Origin of the sequence: Pseudomonas sp. NPDC086566 (assembly GCF_050280885.1) — a bacterium.
GTDB lineage: Bacteria > Pseudomonadota > Gammaproteobacteria > Pseudomonadales > Pseudomonadaceae > Aquipseudomonas > Aquipseudomonas vlassakiae.
In genome coordinates this window covers 259,020-285,153 of the sequence record NZ_JBNNWD010000004.1, presented here as the reverse complement: position 1 = coordinate 285,153, position 26,134 = coordinate 259,020, and the positions used below count along the sequence as shown (strand labels likewise).

Annotated in this window: 23 protein-coding genes and 2 pseudogenes; 17 read left to right on the top strand and 8 right to left on the bottom strand. The window is 63.4% G+C overall.

Features of this window, described 5'->3' with window-relative positions:
* Nucleotides 1-42: 42 nt before the first annotated feature.
* Complete coding sequence (gene phaC, locus ACQKPS_RS11240) at nucleotides 43-1,725, top strand: class II poly(R)-hydroxyalkanoic acid synthase (RefSeq protein ID WP_427604054.1); 1,683 nt, start codon at nucleotides 43-45, stop codon at nucleotides 1,723-1,725.
* A gap of 13 nt (nucleotides 1,726-1,738) precedes the next feature.
* Nucleotides 1,739-2,353, top strand: a complete 615-nt coding sequence (locus ACQKPS_RS11235) for a TetR/AcrR family transcriptional regulator (protein ID WP_427604052.1) — start codon at nucleotides 1,739-1,741, stop codon at nucleotides 2,351-2,353.
* A gap of 96 nt (nucleotides 2,354-2,449) precedes the next feature.
* Here the strand turns inward: ACQKPS_RS11235 and ACQKPS_RS11230 are convergent, their stop codons facing one another.
* Together ACQKPS_RS11230 and ACQKPS_RS11225 are read right to left on the bottom strand one after the other, a co-directional pair.
* The gene (locus ACQKPS_RS11230; RefSeq protein ID WP_427604050.1) at nucleotides 2,450-3,250 is read right to left on the bottom strand and encodes a phasin family protein; all 801 of its coding nucleotides are present in this window, start codon (nucleotides 3,248-3,250) and stop codon (nucleotides 2,450-2,452) included.
* A 10-nt stretch (nucleotides 3,251-3,260) separates the two neighbouring features.
* Complete coding sequence (locus tag ACQKPS_RS11225; RefSeq protein ID WP_283724905.1) at nucleotides 3,261-3,680, bottom strand: phasin family protein; 420 nt, start codon at nucleotides 3,678-3,680, stop codon at nucleotides 3,261-3,263.
* Between the two features lie 179 nt (nucleotides 3,681-3,859).
* Between ACQKPS_RS11225 and ACQKPS_RS11220 the strand changes: the two genes are divergently transcribed.
* Nucleotides 3,860-6,724 (top strand): dermonecrotic toxin domain-containing protein, encoded by a 2,865-nt coding sequence (locus ACQKPS_RS11220; RefSeq protein WP_427604048.1) that lies wholly within the window; start codon nucleotides 3,860-3,862, stop codon nucleotides 6,722-6,724.
* Complete coding sequence (locus ACQKPS_RS11215; RefSeq protein ID WP_427604046.1) at nucleotides 6,681-8,210, top strand: hypothetical protein; 1,530 nt, start codon at nucleotides 6,681-6,683, stop codon at nucleotides 8,208-8,210. The genes ACQKPS_RS11220 and ACQKPS_RS11215 overlap by 44 nt, the downstream gene beginning before the upstream one ends.
* A 30-nt stretch (nucleotides 8,211-8,240) precedes the next feature.
* Here the strand turns inward: ACQKPS_RS11215 and ACQKPS_RS11210 are convergent, their stop codons facing one another.
* Nucleotides 8,241-8,516 carry a polyhydroxyalkanoic acid system family protein gene (locus ACQKPS_RS11210; RefSeq protein ID WP_254482761.1) on the bottom strand — a complete coding sequence of 92 codons (276 nt, stop codon included), beginning with the start codon at nucleotides 8,514-8,516 and terminating at the stop codon, nucleotides 8,241-8,243.
* A 124-nt stretch (nucleotides 8,517-8,640) separates the two neighbouring features.
* Here ACQKPS_RS11210 and ubiE point away from each other — a divergent pair, with 124 nt between their 5' ends.
* The 13 genes and pseudogenes from ubiE to ACQKPS_RS11145 all read left to right on the top strand — a co-directional run bounded on the left by ubiE (nucleotide 8,641) and on the right by ACQKPS_RS11145 (nucleotide 18,717).
* Nucleotides 8,641-9,411 carry a bifunctional demethylmenaquinone methyltransferase/2-methoxy-6-polyprenyl-1,4-benzoquinol methylase UbiE gene (ubiE, locus tag ACQKPS_RS11205; RefSeq protein WP_054884292.1) on the top strand — a complete coding sequence of 257 codons (771 nt, stop codon included), beginning with the start codon at nucleotides 8,641-8,643 and terminating at the stop codon, nucleotides 9,409-9,411.
* Entirely contained in the window at nucleotides 9,411-10,034 is a 624-nt protein-coding gene (locus tag ACQKPS_RS11200) for a ubiquinone biosynthesis accessory factor UbiJ (RefSeq protein ID WP_254482758.1), read from the top strand. The genes ubiE and ACQKPS_RS11200 overlap by 1 nt, the downstream gene beginning before the upstream one ends.
* Nucleotides 10,031-11,653, top strand: coding sequence for a ubiquinone biosynthesis regulatory protein kinase UbiB (gene ubiB, locus ACQKPS_RS11195; RefSeq protein ID WP_254482756.1), 1,623 nt, complete (start codon nucleotides 10,031-10,033; stop codon nucleotides 11,651-11,653). Before ACQKPS_RS11200 ends, ubiB begins: the two co-directional genes overlap by 4 nt.
* 72 nt (nucleotides 11,654-11,725) lie before the next feature.
* Nucleotides 11,726-12,118 (top strand): phosphoribosyl-AMP cyclohydrolase, encoded by a 393-nt coding sequence (hisI, locus tag ACQKPS_RS11190; RefSeq protein WP_027592414.1) that lies wholly within the window; start codon nucleotides 11,726-11,728, stop codon nucleotides 12,116-12,118.
* 1 nt (nucleotide 12,119) lies between these two features.
* Entirely contained in the window at nucleotides 12,120-12,455 is a 336-nt protein-coding gene (locus ACQKPS_RS11185) for a phosphoribosyl-ATP diphosphatase (protein ID WP_013974545.1), read from the top strand.
* Nucleotides 12,456-12,480: 25 nt separating this feature from the next.
* Nucleotides 12,481-12,753, top strand: coding sequence for a twin-arginine translocase TatA/TatE family subunit (locus tag ACQKPS_RS11180; RefSeq protein ID WP_254482754.1), 273 nt, complete (start codon nucleotides 12,481-12,483; stop codon nucleotides 12,751-12,753).
* Nucleotides 12,754-12,756: 3 nt separating this feature from the next.
* Nucleotides 12,757-13,134: a Sec-independent protein translocase protein TatB gene (gene tatB, locus ACQKPS_RS11175; RefSeq protein ID WP_176508161.1), complete on the top strand. Its 378-nt coding sequence runs from the start codon at nucleotides 12,757-12,759 to the stop codon at nucleotides 13,132-13,134.
* Nucleotides 13,131-13,922, top strand: coding sequence for a twin-arginine translocase subunit TatC (tatC, locus tag ACQKPS_RS11170; RefSeq protein WP_254482753.1), 792 nt, complete (start codon nucleotides 13,131-13,133; stop codon nucleotides 13,920-13,922). Before tatB ends, tatC begins: the two co-directional genes overlap by 4 nt.
* Nucleotides 13,919-14,626 (top strand): 16S rRNA (uracil(1498)-N(3))-methyltransferase, encoded by a 708-nt coding sequence (locus tag ACQKPS_RS11165; protein ID WP_427604040.1) that lies wholly within the window; start codon nucleotides 13,919-13,921, stop codon nucleotides 14,624-14,626. Before tatC ends, ACQKPS_RS11165 begins: the two co-directional genes overlap by 4 nt.
* Before the next feature lie 100 nt (nucleotides 14,627-14,726).
* Nucleotides 14,727-15,788 (top strand): annotated as a pseudogene (locus tag ACQKPS_RS11160) (methyl-accepting chemotaxis protein); the annotation flags it as partial.
* Complete coding sequence (locus tag ACQKPS_RS11155; protein ID WP_409457400.1) at nucleotides 15,771-16,643, top strand: methyl-accepting chemotaxis protein; 873 nt, start codon at nucleotides 15,771-15,773, stop codon at nucleotides 16,641-16,643. The pseudogene ACQKPS_RS11160 and the gene ACQKPS_RS11155, both read left to right, overlap by 18 nt.
* Nucleotides 16,525-17,814 (top strand): annotated as a pseudogene (locus tag ACQKPS_RS11150) (methyl-accepting chemotaxis protein); the annotation flags it as partial. The gene ACQKPS_RS11155 and the pseudogene ACQKPS_RS11150, both read left to right, overlap by 119 nt.
* 9 nt (nucleotides 17,815-17,823) lie before the next feature.
* Nucleotides 17,824-18,717, top strand: a complete 894-nt coding sequence (locus ACQKPS_RS11145) for a methyl-accepting chemotaxis protein (protein ID WP_427604258.1) — start codon at nucleotides 17,824-17,826, stop codon at nucleotides 18,715-18,717.
* Between the two features lie 110 nt (nucleotides 18,718-18,827).
* Here the strand turns inward: ACQKPS_RS11145 and ACQKPS_RS11140 are convergent, their stop codons facing one another.
* The 5 genes from ACQKPS_RS11140 to ACQKPS_RS11120 form a co-directional block, all read right to left on the bottom strand.
* Nucleotides 18,828-19,562: an amino acid ABC transporter ATP-binding protein gene (locus ACQKPS_RS11140; RefSeq protein WP_054884283.1), complete on the bottom strand. Its 735-nt coding sequence runs from the start codon at nucleotides 19,560-19,562 to the stop codon at nucleotides 18,828-18,830.
* Nucleotides 19,555-20,517: an amino acid ABC transporter permease gene (locus ACQKPS_RS11135; RefSeq protein WP_427604038.1), complete on the bottom strand. Its 963-nt coding sequence runs from the start codon at nucleotides 20,515-20,517 to the stop codon at nucleotides 19,555-19,557. Before ACQKPS_RS11135 ends, ACQKPS_RS11140 begins: the two co-directional genes overlap by 8 nt.
* A 79-nt stretch (nucleotides 20,518-20,596) precedes the next feature.
* A complete protein-coding gene (locus ACQKPS_RS11130; protein WP_025752328.1) occupies nucleotides 20,597-21,394 on the bottom strand; it encodes a transporter substrate-binding domain-containing protein in 798 nt (265 codons plus the stop codon).
* A gap of 216 nt (nucleotides 21,395-21,610) precedes the next feature.
* A complete protein-coding gene (gene mdoH, locus ACQKPS_RS11125; RefSeq protein ID WP_254482747.1) occupies nucleotides 21,611-24,184 on the bottom strand; it encodes a glucans biosynthesis glucosyltransferase MdoH in 2,574 nt (857 codons plus the stop codon).
* Nucleotides 24,177-25,913 carry a glucan biosynthesis protein G gene (locus ACQKPS_RS11120; RefSeq protein WP_302329828.1) on the bottom strand — a complete coding sequence of 579 codons (1,737 nt, stop codon included), beginning with the start codon at nucleotides 25,911-25,913 and terminating at the stop codon, nucleotides 24,177-24,179. Before ACQKPS_RS11120 ends, mdoH begins: the two co-directional genes overlap by 8 nt.
* Nucleotides 25,914-26,134: the final 221 nt, after the last annotated feature.

Genomic DNA, 26,134 nt, shown 5'->3' with positions numbered 1-26,134 from the left:
GACTGATGAGTACGACCGTGGCCTGACAAGGGAGTTGTTGCCATGAAAGAAAAACCGGCCAAAGGAACGTCAACGCTTCCCGCCACCAGCATGAACGTGCAGAACGCCATCCTCGGCTTGCGGGGTCGCGACCTGATTTCCACCTTGCGCAGTGTTGGCCGCCACGGCCTGCGCAATCCGTTGCACACCGCCCGCCACCTGCTGGCCCTGGGCGGGCAACTGGGCCGGGTGATGCTTGGCGACACGCCCTATCAGCCGAGCGCGCGTGATGCACGCTTCAACGATCCGACCTGGAGCCAGAACCCGTTCTACCGACGCGGCCTGCAAGCCTACCTGGCGTGGCAGAAACAGACCCGCCTGTGGATCGAGGAAAGCCACCTGGACGACGATGACAGGGCCCGTGCGCACTTTCTGTTCAACCTGATCAACGATGCGCTGGCACCGAGCAACTCGCTGCTCAACCCGTTGGCCGTCAAGGAAATGTTCAACACCGGTGGGCAGAGCCTGGTGCGCGGTGTCGCCCACTTGCTCGACGACCTTCGCCACAACGACGGGCTGCCCCGTCAGGTCGATGAGCGCGCCTTCGAAGTCGGCGGCAACCTGGCTGCCACGCCCGGCGCCGTGGTGTATCGCAACGAGCAGCTGGAGCTGATCCAGTACAGGCCGATGAGTGAAAAGCAGCATGCCCGGCCGGTGCTGGTGGTGCCGCCACAAATCAATAAGTACTACATCTTCGACCTGCAGCCGACCAACAGCTTCGTCCAGTACATGCTCAAGAACGGCCTGCAGGTGTTCATGGTCAGCTGGCGCAACCCTGACCCTCGCCACCGCGAGTGGGGCCTGTCGAGTTATGTACAGGCGCTGGAAGAGGCTCTGAACGCCTGCCGCAGCATCAGCGGCAGCCGCGACCTGAACTTGATGGGCGCCTGCGCTGGCGGTTTGACCATGGCGGCGCTGCAGGGCCACCTGCAGGCCAGGCACCAACTGCGCCGGGTACGCAGTGCCACCTACCTGGTCAGCCTGCTAGACAGCAAGTTCGACAGCCCGGCCAGCCTGTTCGCCGACGAACAGACCATCGAGGCGGCCAAGCGGCGCTCGTACCAGCGCGGTGTGCTGGACGGCGGCGAGGTGGCGCGGATCTTCGCCTGGATGCGGCCCAACGACCTGATCTGGAACTACTGGGTCAACAACTACCTGCTCGGCAAGACCCCGCCGGCCTTCGACATCCTCTACTGGAATGCCGACAGTACGCGCCTGCCGGCCGCGCTGCACGGTGACCTGCTGGACTTCTTCAAGGTCAACCCGCTGACCCACGCCGCAGGCCTGGAGGTGTGCGGCACCCCCATCGATCTGAAGCAGGTCGACCTCGACAGCTTCACCGTGGCGGGCAGCAACGATCACATCACGCCATGGGACGCGGTGTACCGCTCGGCCTTGCTGCTCGGTGGCGACCGGCAGTTCGTGCTGGCCAACAGCGGGCACATCCAGAGCATCATCAACCCACCCGGCAACCCCAAGGCGTACTACCTGGAAAACCCCAGGCTATCGAGCGACCCCCGCGCCTGGTTCCATGACGCGCAGCGCCGCGACGGCAGCTGGTGGCCGCTGTGGCTGGAGTGGATCACGCCGCGCTCCGGCCCGCTCAAGGCGCCCCGCACGGAACTGGGCAACGCCACCTATCCGCCGCTGGGCCCTGCGCCAGGCACCTATGTCCTGACCCGATGAGCTAGCTGACTGGATGAAGACCCGAGACCGTATCCTCGAATGCGCCCTGCAGCTGTTCAACTCGCAGGGCGAACCCAATGTCTCGACCCTGGAGATCGCCAACGAACTGGGCATCAGCCCGGGCAACCTGTATTACCACTTCCACGGCAAGGAGCCATTGATTCACGGGCTGTTCGAGCGTTTCGAGGAAGCCTTGATGCCGTTGCTCGACCCACCGCTGGAGGTGCGCCTGGAGGCCGAGGACTACTGGCTGTTCCTGCACCTGATCGTCGAGCGCATGGCCCAGTACCGGTTTCTGTTCCAGGACCTGTCCAACCTGACCGGTCGCCTGCCCAAGCTGGCAAGGGGCATGCGCAGCCTGATCAACGCACTCAAGCGCACCTTGGCGGCACTGCTTGCCAGCCTGAAGGGTCAGGGGCAAGTGGTCAGTGAGACGCAGGCATTGGGCCAACTGGTTGAGCAGATCACCCTGACCTTGATGTTCTCGCTGGATTACCAACGGGTACTGGGGCGCGAGGGGGATTCGGGGATCGTGGTGTACCAGGTAATGATGCTGGTGGCGCCGCATCTGCAGGTGCAGGCACGGGCGGCGGCGGAGGAGTTGGCGGTGCGGTATCTGGAGGGGTAACCGGTGGGAGATGTACTGCTGCACCGACGTCTTCGCGGGTAAAGCGCAGCGGCGGTGCGCCGCTGCGCTTTACCCGCGAAGGGCGCTACACCGCTATCAGAGCAACGAACCGGTGCTGGCCGGTGCCGATGGCGGGTTGCTGGCCGGGGCCGCAGTAGGCGCCGGCGCTGCTGTAGCGGCCGGCGCGGCGCTGGCCGCCGGTGCTGCCGGCTTGGCGGCTGCCGGTTTGGCCGGGGCCTTCTTCACCGCCGGCTTCTTCGCTGCGGCTGGCTTGGCTGCAACAGGCTTGGCAGCCGGTTTAGCTGCAGGCTTGGCCGCGGCAGTCTTGGCAGCTGGTTTAGCTGCAGGCTTGGCAGCGGCAGCCTTGGCAGCCGGTTTAGCCGCTGCAGGCTTGGCCGCTGCGGTTTTTGCCGCTGGCTTGGCCAGTGGCTTGGCCGCCGCCTTGCTCGTTGCCGGCTTGGTAGCTGCAGAGCGCGAGGAGATCGGGGTGACCGAAGCGCCGGTCAGTTTCTCGATCTGCTTGGTCAGTGTGTCGACCTGCTGGTGCAGGGCCTTGATTTCGTTGCGGCTCGGCACGCCCAGTCGCGAGATGGCGCTGTTCAGGCGCTTGTCGAAGGCTTCTTCGAGCTCGCTCCACTTGCCCAGTGCACGATCCTTGACGCCAGACACGCGCGAAGTGGTCGAGGACTTGGCATTTTCAGCCACATCTTCGGCAGTCTTCTTCGCCTGCTTTTCGGCCTTCTCGCCATCCTTCACCAGCGAGTCGAACAGCTTCGGGCCGTCCTGGTCGACTTTCGAATAGATACCCAGCCCCGCCAGCCAGATCTTGCGGGAGTACTTCTCGATCCCGCCGATCCAGGAGCTGCCTTCTTTATCGGAATTCTTCTTGCCAGCCATCCTGCTCTCCTTATGGTTTGTGCGCGACGCGCTCGAGCAGCTCATGCAGCTGTTCAAGCTTGATGGACAACGCCTCAACGTCATGTTTAGACGGAATGCCAAGGCGATTCAAGGCGCGACCTACCCGTGCGTCGAAAGCTTTTTCGATCTTGTCCAGTTGGACTTCGACTTTGCCGCGTACACGGCTGACTTCTACAACGGCTTCGTCGAGCTGGTGGTTGGCAGCATCGAGCTCTTTGTCGATGCGCTTCTTGCCTCGTTTCTCGACGCCTTCACCGGCCTTGACCAGTTCATTGAAGTAGTCGGAGCCTTCCTGGCCGACGCGGGCATAGGCGCCGATACCGGCCAGCCAGATCTTGCGGGCGTAACCACGCACCTCGCCAAGCGTGCCCAGGGCTTCTTCCTTTTTCTTCGCAGTCACTTTGGCCATGCTGTGTACCTCATGCTCATGAGTGGAGGAAAAACCGCCCATGGAGGTTGGGCTTGTGCACACGGTAGGCAAATAAATTAGAAACCTCACCCTAAGCTCACGGCGGCCACATTCATGTACCGCCGCCCATCCGGTCAGGTGCCTTAGCGTGCACGCTCTCACCTGATCGGAGCCTCACCATGAGCGACATGCTGCAAAGCCCTACCTTCAGACAATCGATCGCACATTGCTTCGCCAAACGGCCGCGCTTGCGAGAGGTGCTGTCTCGCGAGGGTTTTCACCTTCTCGTCGACCACTACCCGTGGATCCGCCGCAACCACCCACAACTGTCATCGCTTGACCCGTTTGTCGTCCTCTCCCCCGCCGAAGCAGGCAGCGCGCCCGGGCAACGCCAACTGGTCGAGGTGTTACTGATGCACTTCCTGGCGCGCACCCCACTGCAGCTGACGGCAAGCGACCAGCTGAGCATTGCCCCGCCACAGGTCTTTCGCGCGCAGGAAAGCGCCGCTGGCAGCGCTTCGCAGCCGGAAATCAACCTGGACATGGCAAGGCTCAACAGCGCTTTCGACGACCTCCTCAGCACCCTTGTCGAAGCCTTCCAGCAAGCCCAGGTCAGCTTCTGGAACGGTTATGACGATGACAGCCAGGTACCCCGGCTGCGCTGGGTCGAGCAAACCATCAAAGCCGCTTTGTTGGCCAATGTGCAGCGCCAGGGGCTGCGCGACGACGAAAAGTCGATGCTGTACGAAATGCTCGCGGGCGCCACTGACGGGTTGTCGATCAATACCCTGCAGATCACGCTGGAACACGACGGAGACACTTTTCATCCGCCACTACCCACCCTGCTGCTGACAGCAACACGGGGCACGGCCAACCGGGTGCTGGCCTGCAAGCCTTCCGGTGTCGTTCGCAGTTACAAGGACTTGCCTGCGTTCGGCGCCGCGCTGCAGGCCGAACTGGCCGACCGTTACCACTTCCGCACGCTGCATTGGGCCCGCTCGCCTGCAGGCGAAAGCCCCTTTGCCCTGCAGGGCACTGAAGTCCTCAATGTCATCCTTGACGACATCAGGCGCCTGCGAGTGAACGGCCTGGCCTCTGTCTCCGAACTCGAGGCAACTTTCGCTCGCGTCAGCGACCCATCACCCCACTTTCTCGACCAGGCTTGCCAGGTCGATGACCTGCCCTCCGTCAAGCTGCCTGGCTGGCTGGTGAACGCAAAGCCCGCGGAGCGCTTCGACTATCACGCGGCGTTGCTCGAACTGGCCGCCAGCCAGGGGCAATTCAAAGGCACCACCTCGCTGGGCGATATCGACTCGATAAGCCGCTACGCCAGCCGACGCTTGCGTGAGCAGTTGCAGGTCGCCCATCAGGGCAAGACAACATGCAATCCGGATGCACTGCTCATCAGTATTTCCGAAAGGCTCGAAGGGTCCAGCCCGACAGCACCACAGAGCTTGTTCCTCAGGGAAGAAACCCTGACCGAGCTGGCAATTTCCCGGCTGGGCTCCAGTGAAGTGGCAACCCGCATCAGCAACGCCGACGGCACGCCCTACAAAGGTGAGCTCACGCTTGAAGACATCGAGTCGCTGATCATCAAGGCTGACATCGGCGGCAGCTACCCGAAATACGTGAACGACAAGGTCAACACCCAGCCCCGCAGGGCTGCGCGTGTCAGCCAGTTTGCCCGCGAGTGGCGCAGCCAGCTGCGGTTCAGCACGCTCAAGGCGGGCTGCGAGGGGCAACTGGACGAAGCCACGCGCAAGGCGCTTCTGGATGCCTGTCACGCCGACGAGAAGGCGCCACGGCCACGCTTCGCCCCGCTGGCCTTTCTCTGCGCACCGGGTGCCAAATCCGCCGATCGTGCGCACGGCATGTATCTGATCGAATTGCCAGGGCGCAGCGGCTGGCTGCTGTACCGCCCGTTCTATGAGAACAACACCCTGCTGCAATTCGCCACCCTGGAGGCGCTGATGGTGGCCCTGCGCAGCAAAGGTGAGTTGCAGCAGAGCGTACTCGACTGGCTGGGTAACGACATCCGGGCTGTTTACGAGAATGACGGTTTCATTCGCCCGCATCTGCATCCCGGGCTGTCGAACATCGCCCATTTGCTGGGCGTCGACTCTGCGCTGGTCGACACGGTGCTGGACACGCTCAAGCGGCCAGTCACCATCGAGTTCGCGGCCTGGGACGACGATCTGGATCGCCACCTGTTCGATGCCAGAGTCGAAGCCATGTTGCAGGCCGCTTCAAGGAACAGCGTTTCCAATGCCCAAGAGAAATGGGCATTGGTGAAGCAGGCGGCGTGGGCGCTGTTCAACACGCTGACGCTGTTCTGGCATGGCCCCCTCGCCAGTCTTGTGTGGCTGGTGCTGGCGGTCTCGGCAGCCAAGGATGATGTGTCGGCATTGGCCAACGGCACGGACGAAAACCGTATCCTGGCGGTCACCGACCTGCTTACCAACCTGGCCATGCTCCTCGCCCACGGCGCAGCGCGCCCTCCTGTGCCCATGGTCGAGCCGCCGGCACCGCTGCGTTTCGCGCAACCGGCCGAGCGGTTACTCAACGAGGCGCCGCCCAGCGAGCCGCCCACAGAGCGTGACTGGGCGGCCCCTGATGCCACAACTCGGCCCGGGCATGCCTATGCCAGCAGTTGGCGCGCCAATCAGCGGCTGGGTAACCTGTCGACGGAGCGACGCCAGGCACTGGCCAGGTTGCAGGCCCGGCAGTCGCTCGCTGGCCTGAAGCCGTTGAGCGAGGGGCGCCTGCGGGGGCTGTACGAGGTTAAGCAGCGCTACTACGTGAAGTTGGGCGAAACGGTTTACGAGGTGCAGGAGAACTGGGGCGGCGTGCAGGTGATTGGCCCGGACCAGAGCCAGGATGAATGGGTCTCGCAATGGCAAGGGAGCGCGGACGGCTACCACATCGTCGGGCGTGAGCGCAGCAAAGGCCCCTGGCTGACCCGCTGGAACGGCGAATGGTCGCTGGACCTGAGCCTGGCGGGTGGCATGCCACAACGACTGGACCGAAACCTGCATCGACAATGACCTGTTGCTGATGCGGCGTCTGCTGGAGCTGCCCGACCACGAACGCCTGAAGGAGCTGGCCCAAGGGCTGCGCAGGCTGCCGACAGATGAGGTACAGACACGCCAGTACATCGTGTACCGTGATGCCACCCGCGATGCGCTCAGCGTCAGCCGGCGCCTGCTCAAGGTCAGCGAGCGACTGGACAAGACGCTGGCCGAAGCGCTCGATGACACCCAGGTCGACTTCCAGCACAAGAAAAGCAAGATCGACAAAGCCATCAAGTCACGCCCTTACTCGACCTTGATCATCCGTGCGCAAATGCTGAGCGACCTGGCGTACCTCACACTGGACAAGACCTTGCTCAGTGCCGAATCTGCGGCCGAGCTGCTGCCGCTGCAGGGCGCCCTGAGCGACAAGGCGCTGACCACCACCTTCTGGACCCATGACGGCCTGACCGCCGCCAACCTGCCGCTCGAGCAACAGGCCGAGGTGCTGACCAACGCCCTGCGCGACTACCTGCGCACGCTGGGCAAAGCCCATTACATGCGGTCTTTCGACGAAACGGCTATCGATAGCGGCATGCTCACTGAGTTCATCAAGGCACTGGATGACGTGATCGACCTGACCGAGGCCGAACTGGACGGCGTGGTCAAAAGCATCGAAAGCGGCATTGCCTCGCCCCCACGCCGCGTCACCCACCGCGTGCGGCCCGGCAAACGAACATTGATCCGAACCTCGAAAGGGCACTCGGTGCTGGTGGAGCGTGAGCAGGAGGGCAACCTGGCGGTTCAACGTAACCCGGTCACCGAGCAACCGGCTGGCCGCTATGAACTACGCGAAGGTACCTGGTACGAAATCCCCGCCCAGGATGCCCAACCGGGCGTTCCGGACAGATCCGAGCAGCGCTATCGCGCAAAGCACCTGCTGGAGCGAAAGGACGAACGGATCAGGATCGCCAACCTGTATAGCAACGAGCCCAATAGCCTGAAGGACCTGATGGACTGGCACATCCAGGACATGCGCGAGGTGTCCGGGCAACTGGCAAGCAGCGATACGCCGAAAGACATGAAGCTGGTCAGCGACCTGGGCCTGGCCATCCAGACGGTTACGGCAGAAAAGCAGCGCCTGCTCACCGAGGCCTACCTGAAGACCCGCCACCCGGACGGCGAAGCCTTACGTTACCTCAATCAACAGAAGCGCCTGCAGATTAGCCGTACTACCACGCGCAAGGCCCTGAGCAGACCCGGCGATTACCTCGACGTGTACCAGATCAGGGACACCGAGGCCCCCCAAACGGTGCTCTGGGAAGCCCACTTCCACTACCGCAGCGAAGATGCACCGGCCCGTGACTTTGCCAAGGGCCACCTGAAATTCTGGGAGCCGCGCAGCAAGGACCGTGAGGCGCGGATGGAAGAAGCCAGCAGCGCTGCAGAGCGCTTGCAGGTCTACCGGGGCGACCTGCGCCTGGAGCAGGTGAACGGCGTGATACCGTTCCCTGACCAGTGAGCTACGCCCTTGCCGGCGACAGCCCTGGCTTCAGGCCAGGGCCTTGTCCAGTGCCCGCTCGATCTCGCCCTTGATGGTACCGCTCATCATCGACAGCATCATGCCGAGCTTAAGCTCCACGCGGATGCTGTCATCAAAGATGTGCACGCTGCCATTGGCGCCGCTGCGCGCCACGTCGACCCGGTCACCGTTCCAGGTGGCCTTGAGGTCGTATTCACGGCTGAGCCTGTCGACCAGCGCTTCGGCCTTGGCGCGGGCGGCATCGCGGCCGAGGGAGTGTTTGCGTTCGACGCTGATCTGGGTCATGCGGGTGTTCCTGGGTCTGTAGACATAATCTGCATTATGCCCGCCCCTGCCCCAAGGCACACCCCGCCAAGACAAATCCGCCCGTTCGCCCTAGAATGGCGGTAATTTTTTTCGGTGAAGCGATATGAACGACCAGCGCAAAGGCGACCACGCCGAACCCACCACCCATTTCGGCTACCAGGACGTCCCTGAAAGCCAGAAGGCGAAGAAAGTCGCCGAAGTGTTCCACTCGGTCGCTGCCAAGTACGACCTGATGAACGACGTGCTCTCCGGCGGCATGCACCGCCTGTGGAAGCGCTTCACCATCGAGCTTTCGGGCGTACGCGCCGGCAGCCGCGTGCTGGACATCGCCGGTGGTACCGGCGACCTGGCGGCCAAGTTCTCGCGCCTGGTCGGCCCGACGGGCCAGGTGATACTGGCCGACATCAACGATTCGATGCTCAAGGTCGGCCGTGACCGCCTGCTCGACCGTGGCGTGGCCGGCAACATCGAGTTCGTCCAGGCCGACGCCGAGAAGCTGCCGTTCCCGGACAACCACTTCGACTGCGTGACCATCGCCTTCGGCCTGCGCAACGTCACCCACAAGGACCAAGCCATCCGCTCGATGCTGCGGGTGCTCAAGCCGGGCGGGCGCCTGTTGATCCTGGAGTTCTCCAAGCCGACCAACAAGCTGATGTCCAAGGCCTACGATGCCTATTCGTTCGCCTTCATGCCGCTGGCCGGCAAGCTGATCACCAATGACTCGGAAAGCTACCGTTACCTCGCCGAGTCGATCCGCATGCACCCCGACCAGGAAACCCTCAAGAGCATGATGGTCGAGGCCGGTTTCGACCGCGTCACCTACCACAACATGACCAGCGGCATCGTTGCCGTGCACCGGGGAATCAAGCCCTGATGCTGCTGGCCGGGCTGCTCGCCAGTGTCGAACATGGCCTGAACCGTGTCCTGCGCATGGACAGCACGGCCTTGCCACGGCTGGCCGCGCTCGCAGGCAAGGTCATCGAGATCGACTGCCGCCAGCCGGCCCTGCAGGTGTTCATCCTGCCCGATGAAGAAGGCCTGATGCTCGCCGCCCACTGGGAAGGCGGGGTCGACTGCAGCCTGCGCGCCCCTGCCGGCAGCCTGGTGCAACTGGCCGTGGCCAAGGACAAGACTGCCGTGCTGCACAGCCCGCAGGTCGAGCTGCATGGCGACAGCGCCGTGCTGCTCGACCTGTTCGGCATGCTGCAGGACCTGGAACTGGACTGGGAACACGAGCTGCAGCGCTGGCTCGGTCCGGTTGCCACGGCGATGCTCGCCGGGCACCTGCGCCTGCGCGCACGCTGGACCCGCCAGGGCCTGGCACGTTTCAGCCAGAACCTGTCCGAATACCTGGCCGAAGAGTCCCGAACCCTGGTCGGCAAGCGCGAAGCTGAAGCCGCCTTCAGCGAACTCGATGCCCTTAAGCTCGACACAGAACGCCTCGAGGCCCGCCTCAAGCGCCTCTCCCGATCCCTTGATACCAGCGAAAACGCATGAAGCTGCTCGCCGTCCGCCGTCTTTTTCGCATCCAGCGCGTGGTAATCCGCTACCGTCTCGATGACCTGCTGTTCGAACAACCCCTGCTGCCCTGGTGGCTGGCCAGCCTGCGCCTGCTGATGCCTTGGCGCTGGCTGCCGCGCAAGCCTTCCGAGCTCAGCCGCGGTGCGCGCCTGCGCCTGGCGCTGCAGGACCTTGGGCCGATCTTCATCAAGTTCGGCCAGCTGCTGTCCACACGCCGCGACTTGCTGCCCACCGACATCGCCGACGAGTTGATGCTGTTGCAGGACCGCGTGCCGCCGTTCGACCCGAAAAAAGCCGTGGCGCTGATCGAAGAACAGCTCGGCGCCAAGGTCGGCGAAGTGTTCAGCCGTTTCGACGTCGAGCCACTGGCCTCGGCCTCGGTCGCCCAGGTGCATGCTGCCCGCCTGAAGAGTGGCGAAGAGGTGGTGGTCAAGGTGGTTCGCCCTGGCCTTAAGCCGGTCATCGCCCAGGACATGGCCTGGCTGTTCCAGATCGCCAAGGCCGCAGAGCGCGCCTCGGCCGACGCCCGCCGCCTGCACCCGGTGGAAATCGTCGGCGACTACGAAAAGACCATCTACGACGAACTCGACCTGCTGCGTGAGGCGGCCAATGCCAGCCAGCTGCGGCGCAACTTCGAAGGTTCCGAGCTGATGTACGTGCCCCAGGTGTACTGGGACCTGTGCCGTCCCAAGGTGCTGGTGATGGAGCGCATCTATGGCGTGCCGGTGACCGACATGGCCACCCTGGCCGACCAGCGCACCGACATGAAGATGCTCGCCGAACGTGGCGTCGAGGTGTTCTTCACCCAGGTGTTCCGCGACAGCTTCTTCCACGCCGACATGCACCCCGGCAACATCTTCGTCAGCACAGTCAAGCCGTGGAGCCCGCAGTACATTGCCATTGACTGCGGCATCGTCGGCAGCCTCACCGCCGAAGACCAGGACTACCTGGCGCGCAACCTGATCGCTTTCTTCAAGCGCGACTATCGCCGCGTTGCCGAACTGCACATCGACTCGGGCTGGGTGCCAGCGCATACCAAGGTCAATGAGTTCGAAGCGGCAATTCGCACCGTGTGCGAGCCGATCTTCGAAAAACCGTTAAAGGATATTTCCTTTGGCCAGGTGCTGATGCGGCTGTTCCAGACCGCCCGGCGCTTCAACATGGAAGTCCAGCCGCAGCTGGTGCTGCTGCAGAAGACCCTGCTCAACATCGAAGGCCTGGGCCGTCAGCTGTACCCCGACCTGGACCTGTGGAGCACCGCCAAGCCGTTCCTGGAACGCTGGATGCGCGAACGCATGAGCCCCAAGGCGGTGCTCGGCAACATTCATGGCCAGGTCGAGCAGCTACCGCACCTGGCTGGCATGGCCCGCGACCTGCTCGAACGCCTGTCGCAGCCGCACCTGGAAGACCCGCAGCTGCCTGAGCGTCGCCGCCAGGGCGACCGCTGGGCGCTGCGCCTGCTCGGTGCCGGCCTGCTTGGCGGCGGTGCGGTGCTGGCCACCGGCGCCGCCGAGGCCGCCAGCCTGGCCGCACCTGGCGCCTGGCCGGCCTGGCTGATGCTGGCTGCCGGGCTTTACCTGATTGTGCGCCAATAGCCAGCCGCGCTGCTGGCTGGCACACTAGCGCAAAGGGCCCGACACAGGAGCGGGCCCGCTTTGGAGTCGACGATGAAAGACTGGCTGGACGAGATCAAGTGGAACAGCGATGGCCTGGTACCGGCGATCGCCCAGGACCACAAGACCGGACGCGTGCTGATGATGGCCTGGATGAACCGCGAATCGCTGGCGCTGACCGCCGCCGAACAACGCGCCATCTACTGGTCGCGTTCGCGTGGCAAGCTGTGGCGCAAGGGCGAGGAGTCCGGCCATGTGCAGAAGCTGCATGAAATGCGCCTGGACTGCGATGCCGATGTGATCATCCTGATGGTCGAGCAACTGGGCCATATCGCTTGCCATACCGGCCGTGAAAGCTGCTTCTACCGCGTCTTCGAGGACGGCCAATGGAAAACCGTCGACCCGGTTCTGAAAGACCCGGATGCCATCTACAGCGCAGGACACTGACATGAGCGACACCCTCAACCGCCTGGCCGAAGTGCTCGAAGAGCGCAAGCAAGCGGCGCCCGACAGCTCTTATGTGGCAAGCCTGTACCACAAGGGCCTGAACAAGATTCTCGAAAAGCTCGGCGAAGAGTCCGTCGAGACCATCATCGCAGCCAAAGACGCTGCGGTGAGCAAGGATTACAGTGATGTCATCTATGAAACCGCAGACTTGTGGTTCCATAGCCTGGTCATGCTCAGTGCGCTGGGCCAGCATCCGCAAGCCGTGCTAGATGAACTGGAGCGCCGTTTCGGGCTTTCCGGGCACGATGAAAAGGCCGCGCGTCAGCCCTCGGCCTGAGCCAATAGAATTCTAGGAGAGCACCATGGGTATTTTTGACTGGAAACACTGGATCGTCCTGCTAGTCGTCGTCGTCCTGGTCTTCGGCACCAAGAAGCTGAAGAACTTCGGCAGCGACCTGGGCGAGTCGATCAAGGGCTTCCGCAAGGCCATGAGCGATGAAGAGAACAAGCCGGCCGAGCAGACCCCTCCGCCCGCCCAGCCTGTGCCGCCGGTGCAGAACACTGCCCAGCCGCAGCAAGGCCACACCATCGAGGGCCAGGCCCAGCCGGTCCAAGAGCCGCAGCGGAAAGACTGACCCATGTTCGGCATCAGTTTCAGCGAGCTGTTGCTCGTCGGCCTGGTCGCCCTGCTGGTGCTCGGCCCCGAGCGCCTGCCAGGCGCCGCGCGTACTGCGGGGCTATGGATCGGGCGGCTGAAACGCAGCTTCAATGCGATCAAGATGGAGGTCGAGCGCGAGATCGGCGCCGACGACATCCGCCGCCAGCTGCATAACGAGCACATCCTGCAGATGGAAGAGGAAGCCAAGCGCATCCTCAACCCACTGACGCCACCCGCGCAGCCACCGGTAACCACGGCCAGCGTGCAGCCACCTGCCGGGCTCGAAGCCAGGCCGGTCGAGCCACCTGCCGCCCCGGCCACACCTTCTGAACCGCCTCAACCGCCGCGAGCCCCATGAGCGAGAACCCGGAACATGACCAGCCAATGCCGCTGGTTTCGCACCTGACCGAACTGCGCACCCGCCTGCTGCGCTGTGTGGCAGTCATCTTCCTGATCTTTGCCGGGCTGTTCTCCTTCGCCCAGCAGATCTACACCCTGGTGTCGGCGCCGCTGCGCGACCATTTGCCGGCCAATGCGACGATGATCGCCACCGACGTGGCCTCGCCGTTCCTGACGCCGTTCAAGCTGACCATGATCGTCTCGCTGTTCCTGGCGATCCCGTTCATTCTCCAGCAGATCTGGGGCTTCATCGCGCCAGGTCTGTATCGCCATGAAAAGCGCATTGCCATTCCGCTGCTGGTGTCGAGCATCCTGCTGTTCTACGCCGGCATGGCTTTCGCCTATTTCCTGGTGTTCCCGCTGATGTTCAGTTTCTTCGCCAAAGCCACGCCGGAAGGCGTGGCGATGATGACCGACATCGCCGCCTATCTCGATTTCGTCATGACCTTGTTCTTCGCCTTCGGTGTCGCCTTCGAGATCCCGGTAGCCGTGGTGCTGCTGGTGTGGATTGGCGTGGTCGACGTGATGTACCTGAAGAAGGTCCGCCCGTACGTGATCATCGGCTGTTTCGTGGTCGGCATGATTCTCACGCCGCCAGACATCTTTTCGCAGACACTGCTGGCGGTGCCGATGTGGCTGCTGTTCGAGATTGGCGTGCTGTGTGGCAGCCTGATCCGCAAACGCAGCCATGCCGACGACCAAGCCACCGACGACCCTAACGACCAGCCGCCAGCGACCCAGCCGTGAACCTGTTACTTCTTGAAGAGGCCGATTTCGTCTCGGCCGAGCGTGTCGTTCTCGCTGATCGGCGCTTCACCCACATGCAGGAAATCCACGGTGTCGAGGTGGGCGACACGCTGCGCGTGGGCCGCATCAATGGGCTGATGGGCAAGGCCACCGTGCTGCGCCTGGAGAAGCATGAAGCCGAGCTGGAGGTCGTCTTCAACCAACAGCCGCCGGCCAAGCTGCCGCTGACCCTGGTGCTGGCAGTGCCGCGCCCGAAAATGCTGCGCCGGCTGTTCCAGACCGTGGCCACCCTGGGTGTGCCGCGACTGATCCTGGTCAACAGCTACAAGGTTGAGAAAAGCTTCTGGCAAACGCCCTTCCTCAACCCTGAAACCATCCGCGAGAACCTGATTCTCGGCCTGGAGCAAGCCCGGGACACGGTGCTGCCCGAGGTGATCATCGAGAAGCGCTTCAAACCGTTCGTCGAAGACCGCCTGCCCGCCATTGCCGACGGCACCCTCGGCCTGGTCGGCCACCCTGGCCCCTACCCGGCCTGCCCACGCGCGGTTGAAGGCCCGGTAACCCTGGCCATTGGGCCCGAAGGCGGCTGGATTCCTTACGAAATCGACCTGTTCGGCAAGGCTGGCCTGGCACCCGTGCAGCTGGGTGAGCGCATTCTTCGTGTGGAAACCGCGGTAACCGCCTTGCTCTCAAGGATTTTCTGACAGACGGGTCAGCTTTTATCTATCAAGTTTCCCCGGCGCAAGCCGATGGTGTTGGCAACACTACAATAATCTGTGCTGCCACGTTGCCGGGGAGTCGAACATGTACCAATGGTTTTCCCAATCGCTCGGGAATGTAAGCGTCAATCGCAAGTTGGGGCTGGGCTTTGGCCTGGTGCTGGTGTTGACCCTGGCCATCACCTTTACCGGTTGGCAGGGTTTGAACAGTGTCACCGAGCGTGGTGACAAACTGGGCAACATCTCGGTGATCCACCAGTACACCCAGGAGCTGCGCATCGCCCGCCAGCACTACCAGCGCGACCGCAGCGATGCGGCCATCGGCGAGCTGGAAAAGGCCTTGGGCAATCTCGAACGGCAGATCACCTTCATGCTCGGACAAATCGAGCAGCCCACCGATCGCCAGCGCCTGCAACAACAGCAGGCCGCCGTGAACCAGTACCAGCAGGCCTTCAACGAGCTCAAACAGGCCGGCCAGCGCCGCGAGGCAGCCCGCGGCGTGCTGGGCGACAGCGCCGACAAGGCCGTCGAGCTGATCAATCGAGTGCAACAGCGCCTGCTGCAGAACGGCGACATCAGCCAGTACCAACATGCCGTGGAAGTCAGTGCGCTGGTGCAACAGGCGCGCTTCCAGGTGCGTGGCTACACTTACAGCGGCAACGCTGAGTATCAGCAGACCGCGCTCAAGGCCATCGACGAGGCGCTGACCGTACTCAAGGCGCTGCCAGCCAAGCTACCGGCCGAACATGCCGCCAGCCTCGACGACTCGGCCAGCGCGCTGGCCGCGTACCGCGATGCGGTCACCCAGTTCGGCAATGCCCAGAACGCCAGTGAGCAGGCACTGCAGCGCATGGCTGAACAGGGCTCGCTGCTGCTGCAGACCAGTGAGGCAATGACCGTTTCGCAAACCGAAGTGCGCGATGCCGGCACAGCCCAGGCCAAAGTCATGCTCGGCGGTGCCACGGCCTTGGCCCTGGTACTGGGCCTGCTCGCGGCGTGGGCCATTACCCGGCAGATCATCGTCCCCTTGCGCCAGACCCTGGCTGCCGCAGAGCGCGTGGCCAACGGCGACCTGCGCCAGGACCTGCATTCGACTCGCCGCGACGAACTCGGTCAGTTGCAAGCCAGCATGCAACGCATGACCCAGGGCCTGCGCGAGCTGATCGGCGGCATCGGCGATGGCGTGACGCAGATCGCCAGCGCCGCCGAAGAACTGTCGGCGGTCACCGAGCAGACCAGCGCCGGGGTCAACAATCAAAAGGTCGAGACCGACCAGGTGGCGACGGCGATGAACGAGATGGCTGCCACGGTCCACGAAGTAGCGCGCAATGCCGAGCAAGCTTCGGAAGCGGCAGCTATGGCCGACCAGCAGGCACGCGAAGGCGATCGCGTGGTCAGCGAGGCGGTTGCGCAGATCGAGCGCCTGGCCAGCGAGGTGGTCAACTCCAGCGAAGCGATGAACCAGCTCAAGGCCGAAAGCGACAAGATCGGCAGCGTGCTCGACGTGATCAAGTCGGTGGCCCAGCAGACCAACCTGCTGGCGCTCAATGCCGCCATCGAAGCGGCACGTGCGGGTGAAGCCGGGCGCGGCTTTGCAGTGGTCGCCGACGAGGTACGCAGCCTTGCCCAGCGTACCCAGCAATCCACCGAGGAAATCGAAGAGCTGATCGCCGGCTTGCAAAACGGCACGCAGCGCGTGGCCAGTGTGATGGACGCCAGCCGTCAATTGACCGACAGCAGCGTCGAACTGACCCGCCGCGCCGGCAGCTCGCTGGAAACCATTACCCACACGGTGTCGTCGATCCAGGCGATGAACCAGCAGATCGCCACAGCCGCCGAGCAGCAGAGCGCCACCGCCGAGGAGATCAACCGCAGCGTGATGAATGTTCGCGATATCTCCGACCAGACCTCCGCAGCGAGTGAGGAAACCGCCAGTTCAAGCGTCGAACTGGCGCGCCTGGGTACCCACCTGCAAGGGTTGGTCGGGCGATTCAGGCTCTGACGGCTCATTACTTGCGCTGAATTTTCCTACAGAATTTTCAGGTCAAGTCCTACAAGCCCTCCGCCGATTGGCAGGGATGGAATGCCAGTACTACGCCAGCATTCCATCCCCACCAACTGGACGGAGACTTGCCATGTTCGGCTACCTCAATCACAGGCTCGGCAACATCAGTGTCGGCGCCAAGCTCGCCCTGGGCTTCGCCGTGGTCCTCGCGCTGACCCTGGTCACCACGGTCAGCGGCTGGCGCGCACTGGACGGTGCCATCACCCGCTCGGAACAGCTCAGCGAAATCGGCCGGATCAATGATCTGGTCAAGGACCTGCGCGCCGAGCGCATCACCTACCGGGTGCTGGCGGACGACGCCAGCAAGGCGCAGATCGCCAGCATCCTGCAGCAACTCGATGCCATGCTGACCACCCTGCAACAGCGCAGCAGCGTCGATGAATCACGCCAGATGCTGACCCAGAAGCTGCAGCTGCTACAACGCCTGCGCGATACGTTCACCACGTTGCAACGCAGTGTCGACGAGCGCCGTGCAGTGCGCGCGGCGATGCAGGCCCAAGAGCAAAAGCTCAACGAGGTCATCGACGAACTGCAGACCCAGGCCTTGCTGAAGATGCCCGCCGACAGCCAGGGCGGCGTGCTGGGGCTGATGGATAACCTGAGCCGTCAGGTCGACATTGCCAATCAACAAAGCCTGGTGCCGGCATACACCTTCTCGCCCCTCGAGGACTTCGCCAAGGTTGGCGATGTGGCACTGAATGCCGCCGATACCAGCCTCGGTCAACTGCTCAAGGGCCTTGCGCCACTAGGGCTGCCACGTACGCTGACGGAACAGCCTGGCATCGAACTGGGCAAGTACCGCAGCAGCCTGGAGCAGTACCGCCAAACGGCGTTGCAAGTCGAGCAGTTGCAGAATGAAATGGAACAAATGGGCACGGAGCTCAGGGCCGTCAGCCTGGAGCTAAGCCAAAGGAAAGTCGAGCAACGCGACAGCGAGGCCGTGGCTGCCCGCTCCTTGCTCACCAGCGTCGCGCTGCTGGCCCTGATCGTAGGCTTCATCGCTGGCTGGCTGATTACCCAGCAGATCACCCAACCGCTGCGCCAGACGCTGGCGTTGGCCGCGCGCATCGCCAAAGGCGACCTGAGCCAGCTCGAGCCGGTGCGGCGGCGAGACGAAATGGGACAACTGCAGACCCGCATGAGCGAGATGATCGCCAGCCTGCGCGAGCTGATCGGTGGCATCGACCAGGGCGTCGGCCAGCTCTCCCAGGCGGCCTCGCAGCTGGCTGCGAGCAGTGAGGACACCAAGCTGCGCATCAACCAGCAGCGCGAGGAAACCGACCAGGTCGCCACCGCCATGAACCAGATGAGCGCCACGGTGCAGGAGGTGGCGCAGAACGCCGAACAGGCTTCACTGGCGGCCACCAATGCCGACCAGCAAGCGCAACTGGGTGACCAGGTCGTCGGCGAAGCCATTGGCCGTATCGAGCAACTGGCGGGGCAGATGGACCATTGCCTGGCCGCCATGCAGCACCTGGCCGGCGAAAGCCAGCGCATCGGCAGCATTCTCGATGTGATCAAGTCGGTGTCCGAACAGACCAACCTGCTGGCCTTGAACGCAGCCATCGAAGCGGCACGGGCCGGTGAAGCCGGGCGCGGCTTTGCCGTGGTGGCCGATGAGGTGCGCGGCCTGGCCCAGCGCACCTCGACCGCGACAGAAGAGATTGGCCAGTTGATCGATAGCCTGCACAACGGCACCGACGAAGTGAACCGGCTGCTGGACAGCAGCAAGAGTCTCACCGAGCAAAGCGTCGAGCTGAGCCGCCGAGCCGGCCAAGCCTTGGGGCAGATCACCGACACGGTATCGAGCATTCAGGGGATGAACCAGCAGATCGCCACGGCCAGCGAGGAACAGAGCGTGGTGGCCGAGCAAATCAACCGCAGCGTGATCAGCGTGAGGGACGTGTCGGAGCAGACCGGTGCGGCCAGTGAGCAGACGGCGGCTTCGAGCGGGGAGCTGGAGCAGCTGGGGCGACAGTTGCGGGGGATGGTGGGGCGGTTCAACCTTTAGGACCGCGTCGCCTGCTTCGCGGGTGAACCCGCTCCCACAAGGATCTCCGCCGCCTCATGGGCAGTAAGATACCTGGGGGAGCGGGTTTACCCGCGAAGAGGCCAGTGCGGCTACAACACCTGGCGCAGGAAAGCCTGGGCCCGCGGATCCTTAGGCGCAGCAAAGAAGGCAGCCGGCGCCGAGTCTTCCAGCAGTTTGCCGTGGTCAAAGAACAGCACGCGGTCCGCCACTTCACGGGCAAAGCCCATTTCGTGGGTGACGCAGACCATGGTCATGCCTTCCTGGGCCAAGGTCTTCATCACGTCCAGCACCTCGCCGACCATTTCCGGGTCCAGCGCCGAAGTCGGTTCGTCGAACAGCATCACCTTCGGGTCCATCGCCAGGGCACGGGCGATCGCCACCCGCTGCTGCTGGCCGCCGGACAGGCGCGACGGGTATTCATTGGCCTTCTGCGCGATGCCAACCTTCTCCAGCAGGGCCCGGGCCTTGGCTTCACGCTCGGCCTTGTTGCGCTTGCGCACCACCTTCTGCGCCAGGCACAGGTTTTCCAGCACGGTCATGTGCGGGAACAGGTTGAAGTGCTGGAACACCATGCCGACTTCGCGGCGGTAGGCGTTGATGTCGGTCTTCGGGTCGGCCAGTTGCAGGCCGTCGATGGCCACGCGGCCTTCGTCGAAATGCTCCAGGCCGTTGAGGCAGCGCAGGAAGGTCGACTTGCCCGAACCCGACGGGCCGAGCACCACCACCACTTCGCCCTTGGCGACCTGGGTGGTGACGTTATCCACAGCCCGCACTACATGGCCACGGGTGTCGAAGACTTTCAGCAGGTCACGGACTTCAATCACTTTGCGCAAGCCTCCGCTCGAGCCGGCTGGCGATGTGCGACAGCGGCAGGTTGATCAGCAGGTACAGGCCGGCCACGCAGAACCAGATCTCGAAGGTAGAGAACGACGTGGTAATGGCCTCGCGGCCGCTCTTGGTCAGCTCGGTGATGGCGATCACCGACACCAGCGAGGTGTCCTTGACCAGGCTGATGAACTGCCCGGCCAGCGGTGGCAGCACACGCTTGAATGCCTGTGGCAGGATCACGTGGCGCATCGACTGGCCCGCGTTCAGGCCCAGCGAGCGAGCGGCCTCGTTCTGGCCCTTGGCAATGGACTGCACGCCGGCGCGGACGATTTCCGCGACATAGGCGCCGGTGAACAGCGCCAGCGCGGCCACCCCGGCAAACTCACGGGACAGGTTGAGCACGGTGCCGATGAAGAAGTAGAAGATGAAGATCTGCACCAGCAACGGCGTGCCGCGCACCAGCTCGACGTACACCGTCGACAGGTCGCGCAGGGTCGGGTTGTTCGACAACCGGCAGAGGCCGGCGAACAGGCCGATCACCAGGCCCAGCGCACCAGACACCACCGAGATCCACAAGGTGGTCCACAAGCCCCATGCCAGCGGGCCAGCGGCCCAGTGACGGGTCACGCCGACCTGGTCACCTTCGGCGACATCGTCGCCACGGCTCAGTTGCAGGCTGTCCTTAGCCACGTCGAGCACTTGCTCATCGCCGTTTTCATCCTTGAGCGTGACACGCGCGGCGTCACCGGAAACGACGATTTCCTGCACGCTGCCGTTACCGGCGGCACGCTGCACTTCCTCGGCCTTGTAGGCGAAGTACTGCGGTACGCGGTTCCAGCGCCACTCGTAGGAAATCATCGAAGTGGCCATGTACAGGCTGAACGCCAGGCCCACCAGGACCAGGGCGGTCAAGCCATGCCAGGGCCACTGGGCTTTCTTGTGTTTGATCACGTGGGGTACTTCCGTAAATGCGAACGCGCAGGGTTTGCCTGCGCGTCGGGGTCATAAAGCCGGGCTTGTGGCCTGGGCCTTATTCCATTTCCTTCAGCCAATCCTTGTTCTTGAACCACTTGTCGTGAATACGATCGTAGGTCCCGTCATGCTTGATCTGGTGCAGGAAGTTGTTGATGAAGTTGATGCTGTCGTAGTCGCCTTTCTTCAGGCCGAAGGCCAGCGGCTCGTAGGTGAAGGGCTCTTCGAGGAACAGCAGCTTGCCGGCGCCGGCCTTCTCCACCGCCACCACGTTGTACGGCGCGTCGTAGACGAAGGCGTCAGCCTTGCCGTTGACCACGTCCATCACCGCTTCCTGCTCGTTGTCGTAGCCGTGGTACTTGGCTTTGCCGATCAGCTTCTTGGACACCATTTCGCCGGTGGTACCGAGCTTGGAGGTCAGGCGGTACTTCTCGTTGTTCAGGTCCTTGTACGACTTGATCTCGCCCGCCAGCTCCTTGCGGATCAGCAGGGTCTGGCCAACCACGATGAAGGGTTCACTGAAGTTCAGGCGCAGGTTGCGTTCCTGGGTCAGGGTCATGCCGCTGCCGATCATGTCGAACTTGTCGGTTAGCAGGGCCGGGATGATGCCGTCATAAGCGGTGGAAACAGCCTCGAACTTCACACCCATGGATTTGGCCATGGCTTTGAGGATATCGACTTCGAAGCCGATGATCTCGCCGCGCTTGTTGGTCATCTGGAACGGCATGTAGGTGGGGTCCATGCCCACCCGCAGGGTGCCGCGCTTGACTGCGTCGTCAATGGCGCCGGCCTGGGCCGCAGTTACGGCGACCAGGGCGGTGACACCGACCAGCAGTCGCGAAAGGTATTTCTTGATCATCACCAAGTCCCCTAGCAAGTAAAGAAGCGAATCTTATTGTCATGGCATGGCCGTACCGGCCGATGCGGATTATCGGAAAGGGATGCTAACGCATGGCGGCGCTCGGACCTAGAGCCGGGGGGGACTTTGTTGGCCAAAAAAAAGCATCGCGGATAAATCCGCTCCTACAGGCGTAACCCTCGTAGGAGCGGATTTAACCGCGATTGCGATTTATCAGGCGCCGACGAGTGCCGGCTGGCCTTCATTCTCCGGATGCAGCGGCAGCAGCGGCGAATGTGGGTCGTTCTTGATGGAAGCACGCCACACATCGATCCACGCCGCATTGTGCCCTGCCCAGACCTGCTCATGCAGGCGGCTCAAGGCTACCGGGTCGCTGAGCAAGGCCAGGCGGGTGTTGAGGTCCAGCCCTTTCGGCCCGACCTCGATCGCCTTGGCCACGCGCTCGGCACGCAGCGCCTCGATCGGCGCGGCCTGGCCGTGACGGGCAGTGGCCATGGCACAGGCCAGGGCGTTCTGCCGTGGGTCGACCACCGCACGCACGAAGCCGTCATGCAGGGCATGCCAGCGGTTCTCGTGGGTGTACTGGTCGGTGGCCAGGAGTTCTTGCGGCGTCGCGTATTCCTCGGGAATCAGGAACAGCTTCTCATCCTTGGCCGCCAGGCCCAGGCGCGTGCGGCTGGAGATGACCGATACCGGGATCGACAGCACCAGCGAGCCAACGATCGGCGCCAGCCACCACAGGAAGCTCGGGTTCAGCCAGGCCACCAGCCCGGCCCAGGCGAAGCCCAGCAGGGTCTGAGGACCATGGCGGCGCAGCGCTTCGCTCCACGGGGTGGAATCGTCGTCACGCTGCGGCGAGTTCCAGGTCGCCGCCCAGCCAAGAAACGCGGCCAGCACGAAGCGGGTGTGGAAGATCATCCGCACCGGCGCCAGCAGCATGGAGAACAGCATCTCCATCAGCATCGACAGGGTGACCTTGATGCGCCCGCCGTACTCGACGGCTCCCTTGGCCCAGATCAGGATGACGCTGAGCAGCTTGGGCAGGAACAGCAGCACGATCGTGGTGGAGAACAGCGCCACGGCCTTCTCCGGGTGCCACTGCGGCCACAGCGGGTAGAGCTGGTACGGTTCGATGAAGTACTGCGGCTCCATCAGGGTGTTGGTCGCCAGCAGTGCCGTCGACAACACCAGGAACAGGAACCACAGCGGCGCCGACAGGTAAGACATCACGCCAGTGAGGAACACCGCACGGTGCACCGGGTGCATGCCCTTGACCAGGAACAGGCGGAAGTTCATCAGGTTGCCGTGGCACCAGCGGCGGTCGCGCTTGAGCTCGTCGAGCAGGTTCGGCGGCAGTTCTTCATAGCTGCCCGGCAAGTCATAGGCAATCCACACGCCCCAGCCGGCACGGCGCATCAGCGCAGCTTCGACGAAGTCGTGGGAGAGAATGGCCCCGGCGAACGCGCCCTTGCCCGGCAACGGCGCCAAGGCACAGTGCTCGATGAACGGCTTCATGCGGATGATCGCGTTATGGCCCCAGTAGTGCGATTCGCCCAGCTGCCAGAAGTGCAGGCCGGCGGTAAACAGCGGGCCGTACACGCGGGTGGCGAACTGCTGCATGCGTGCATACAGGGTGTCCATGCCAGAGGCTTTCGGCCCGGTCTGGATGATGCCGGCGTCCGGGTTGGCCTCCATCAGGCGCACCAGGCTGCTCAGGCACTCGCCACTCATGACGCTGTCGGCGTCGAGCACGACCATGTACTTGTACTCGCCACCCCAGCGACGGCAGAAGTCGTCGAGGTTACCGCTCTTGCGCTTCACGCGGCGACGGCGGCGGCGGTAGAAGATACGGCCGAAGCCCTTGGTTTCGCGGCACACGTCCAGCCAGGCCTGTTGCTCGGCCACGGCGATATCGGTGTCGTTGGTGTCGCTGAGCACGAAGAAGTCGAAACGGTCGAGGTTGCCGCTGGCCGCCACCGACTCGAAGGTCGCCCGCAGGCCTGCGAACACGCGCGGCACGTCTTCGTTGCAGATCGGCATCACCAGCGCGGTACGCGCCTCGGGGGCAATCGGCTCGTTGCCGGCACTGCTGCCGGAAATCTTGTATTTGTCACGCCCTGTGAGCAGCTCGAGGAAGCCCATCAGCGCGGTCCAGAAGCCTGCCGAGACCCAGCAGAAGAGGATACCGAACAGTACCAGGATGGACGTCTGCAAGGCATACGGCCACACCTGCACCACGGTGTCCCACAGCGGCTGGTTGACGATTTCGTTCAGGTCGACGAACGACCAGCCCTGGTACGGCAGGATGCCCTTCATGTACCAGCCGGCGACGATGGTCTGGCCAATCATGAGGGCAAGCAGGATATAACGACGGATCGAGCCGACCGTGCGCCAGCGCGCCGCTGGCAGCTCGCGCTTGGGCGGCTGCGGCGCGTTGGCACGGCCCGTCATGCGCCGCCACATGCGGATCAGTACATTGGTGCGCCATGGCTCGGGCACGACCTTGGTGCGCTTGATCGGCGGCGCGATCTTCAGGCACAGGCGGCCGCTGCCGTCGACACCGAGCATCTCGGCGTCTTCCAGCTCGGCGGCGCTGCCCACGGTCAGGCGCGGGCCGACCGAGGCCTGCACGGCCTCGGTGGCGTTGGCGGCCGGGTTGGCCGCCAGGCGTTGGTGCAGCTCACTGAACGAAGTGCAGCTGGCGAGTTCCGCGCGCTGCTCATCGCTCAGTGGGAGGTGGGCCAGGTATTCGCCAAGCGATTCTGGCCTTGCGCTTGAGTTACTCATCGGCAGGCAACTGATAGCTCCAGGTCTCGGTCAGCACTTTTTCAGTGGTGGCCGGGGTCCCGTTGGTGGGTGCCGCATCGGCGGCAGGTTGTTCGGCCTTGGCTGGTTCCGCCTTGGCGGTCTTCTCATGCTTGGCGTGCTTGGCTGCTGCCTTTTCCTGCTTGGTTTCAGCAGCAGGCTTGGCTGCCTCGACCGGCACGTCACGCACCAGCGCAGCGCGCATTTCGGTGGACTTGTTGGCTTCCTTGACCTTCAGCCGCAGGGTCAGGCGCCAGCCCTTGGTCTCCGGGTTATAGCGCAGATTGTTCTCGACCACCTCGGCGTTGTCGCCAACGCTGATCTGGCTGCGCACCGGGGTGTCTTCCGGCAGGGCGGCAAGGGCCGGGCCGGCGAAGTCGACCAGGAAGGCGACGCTGCCGTCTGGCTGGCGGATCAGGTTGGACTGCTTGACGTCACCGGTGGAGCGCAGGGTCTGCTTGACCCAGCCCAGGTCAGGGGCCTGGAACTGCTGCTCGTCGATGGTCCAGTGCAGGCGGTAGGCGTATTCGAACGGCTTGCCTGGCTCAGGCAGCTTCTCCGGGCTCCAGAAGGCAACGATGTTGTCGTTGGTCTCGTCGGCGGTCGGGATCTCGACCAGGTCGACGGTGCCCTTGCCCCAATCACCTTTCGGCTCGATCCAGGCACTTGGACGCTTCTGGTAGTTGTCGTCGAGGTCTTCGAAGTCGCTGAAGGCGCGCTGGCGCTGCATCAGGCCGAAACCACGCGGGTTCTCGACGCTGAAGTTGCTCACGGCCAGGTGTTTCGGGTTGTTCAGCGGGCGCCACAGCCATTCGCCGTTGCCGGCATGGATCGACAGGCCTTCGGAGTCATGCAGGGCCGGGCGATAGTTCAGCACCTTGGAGGGCTGGTTGGGGCCGAACAGGAACATGCTGGTCAGCGGGGCGATACCCAGGCGGCTGACCTGGTCACGCAGGAACACGCGCGACTGTACGTCGACCACGGTATCGGTACCCGGGCGCAGGATCAGTTTGTAGGCACCCGTGGAACGTGGCGAATCCAGCAGGGCGTAGATCACCAGGTGCTTGTCGGCCGGCTTGGGCTTCTCGACCCAGAACTCGGTGAAGCGCGGGAACTCTTCGCCCGACGGCAGCGCGGTGTCGATGGCCAGGCCACGCGCCGACAGGCCGTACACATGGCCCTTGCCGACCACGCGGAAGTAGCTGGCCCCCAGCAGGGTCATGATCTCGTCCTGCTTGTCGGCCTTGTTGATCGGGTAGAGCACGCGGAAACCGGCGTAACCCAGGTTCTTGACGGTTTCCGGGTCGTGCGGCACATCACCGAACTCGAAGCGGCTCGAGTCGTACTTGATTTCCTCGACCTTGGTCGCAGTGATCTCATTGATCTTCACCGGTGTGTCGAAGTGCATGCCCTGGTGGTAGAAGGACAGCTTGAACGGAGTCTTGTCCTTGGCCCACTCGGCCTTTTCCTGCAGGAAGTGGATCTTCTGGTAGTCCGCGAACTTCATGTCGCGGAACACCGCAGGCAGATTGCTCTTCGGTGCTTCGTATTTCTGGCCGGCCAGATCCTTTGCCTTGGCTGCAACATCGTCAAGATTGAATGCCCACAGCTGGCCCGCGCTCATCAGGCCGACCAGTGCCACACTGGCCATCAGGGCCTTGCGCAGCCCGGTGCCGGGGATTCTTGATGCTTTTTGGGGACTAACAATCACGAGCAACCCTCGCCGAAAACAGATCATGAAACCAACGGCCAGCGACAAATGCCGGGTTGGCGAGCACTGTTCGGACCCCATGAGGGCGTAATGATTCCCCAAACGGGTCCAGACAATGCTCGAGTCAGAGTGAAACGAACCTGCGAACGCAGGCCCACGCAGCGCGCGATTATCCAGCAGGATGCGTTACAACGCATCAGTGTGGACCAACTATTTATCGT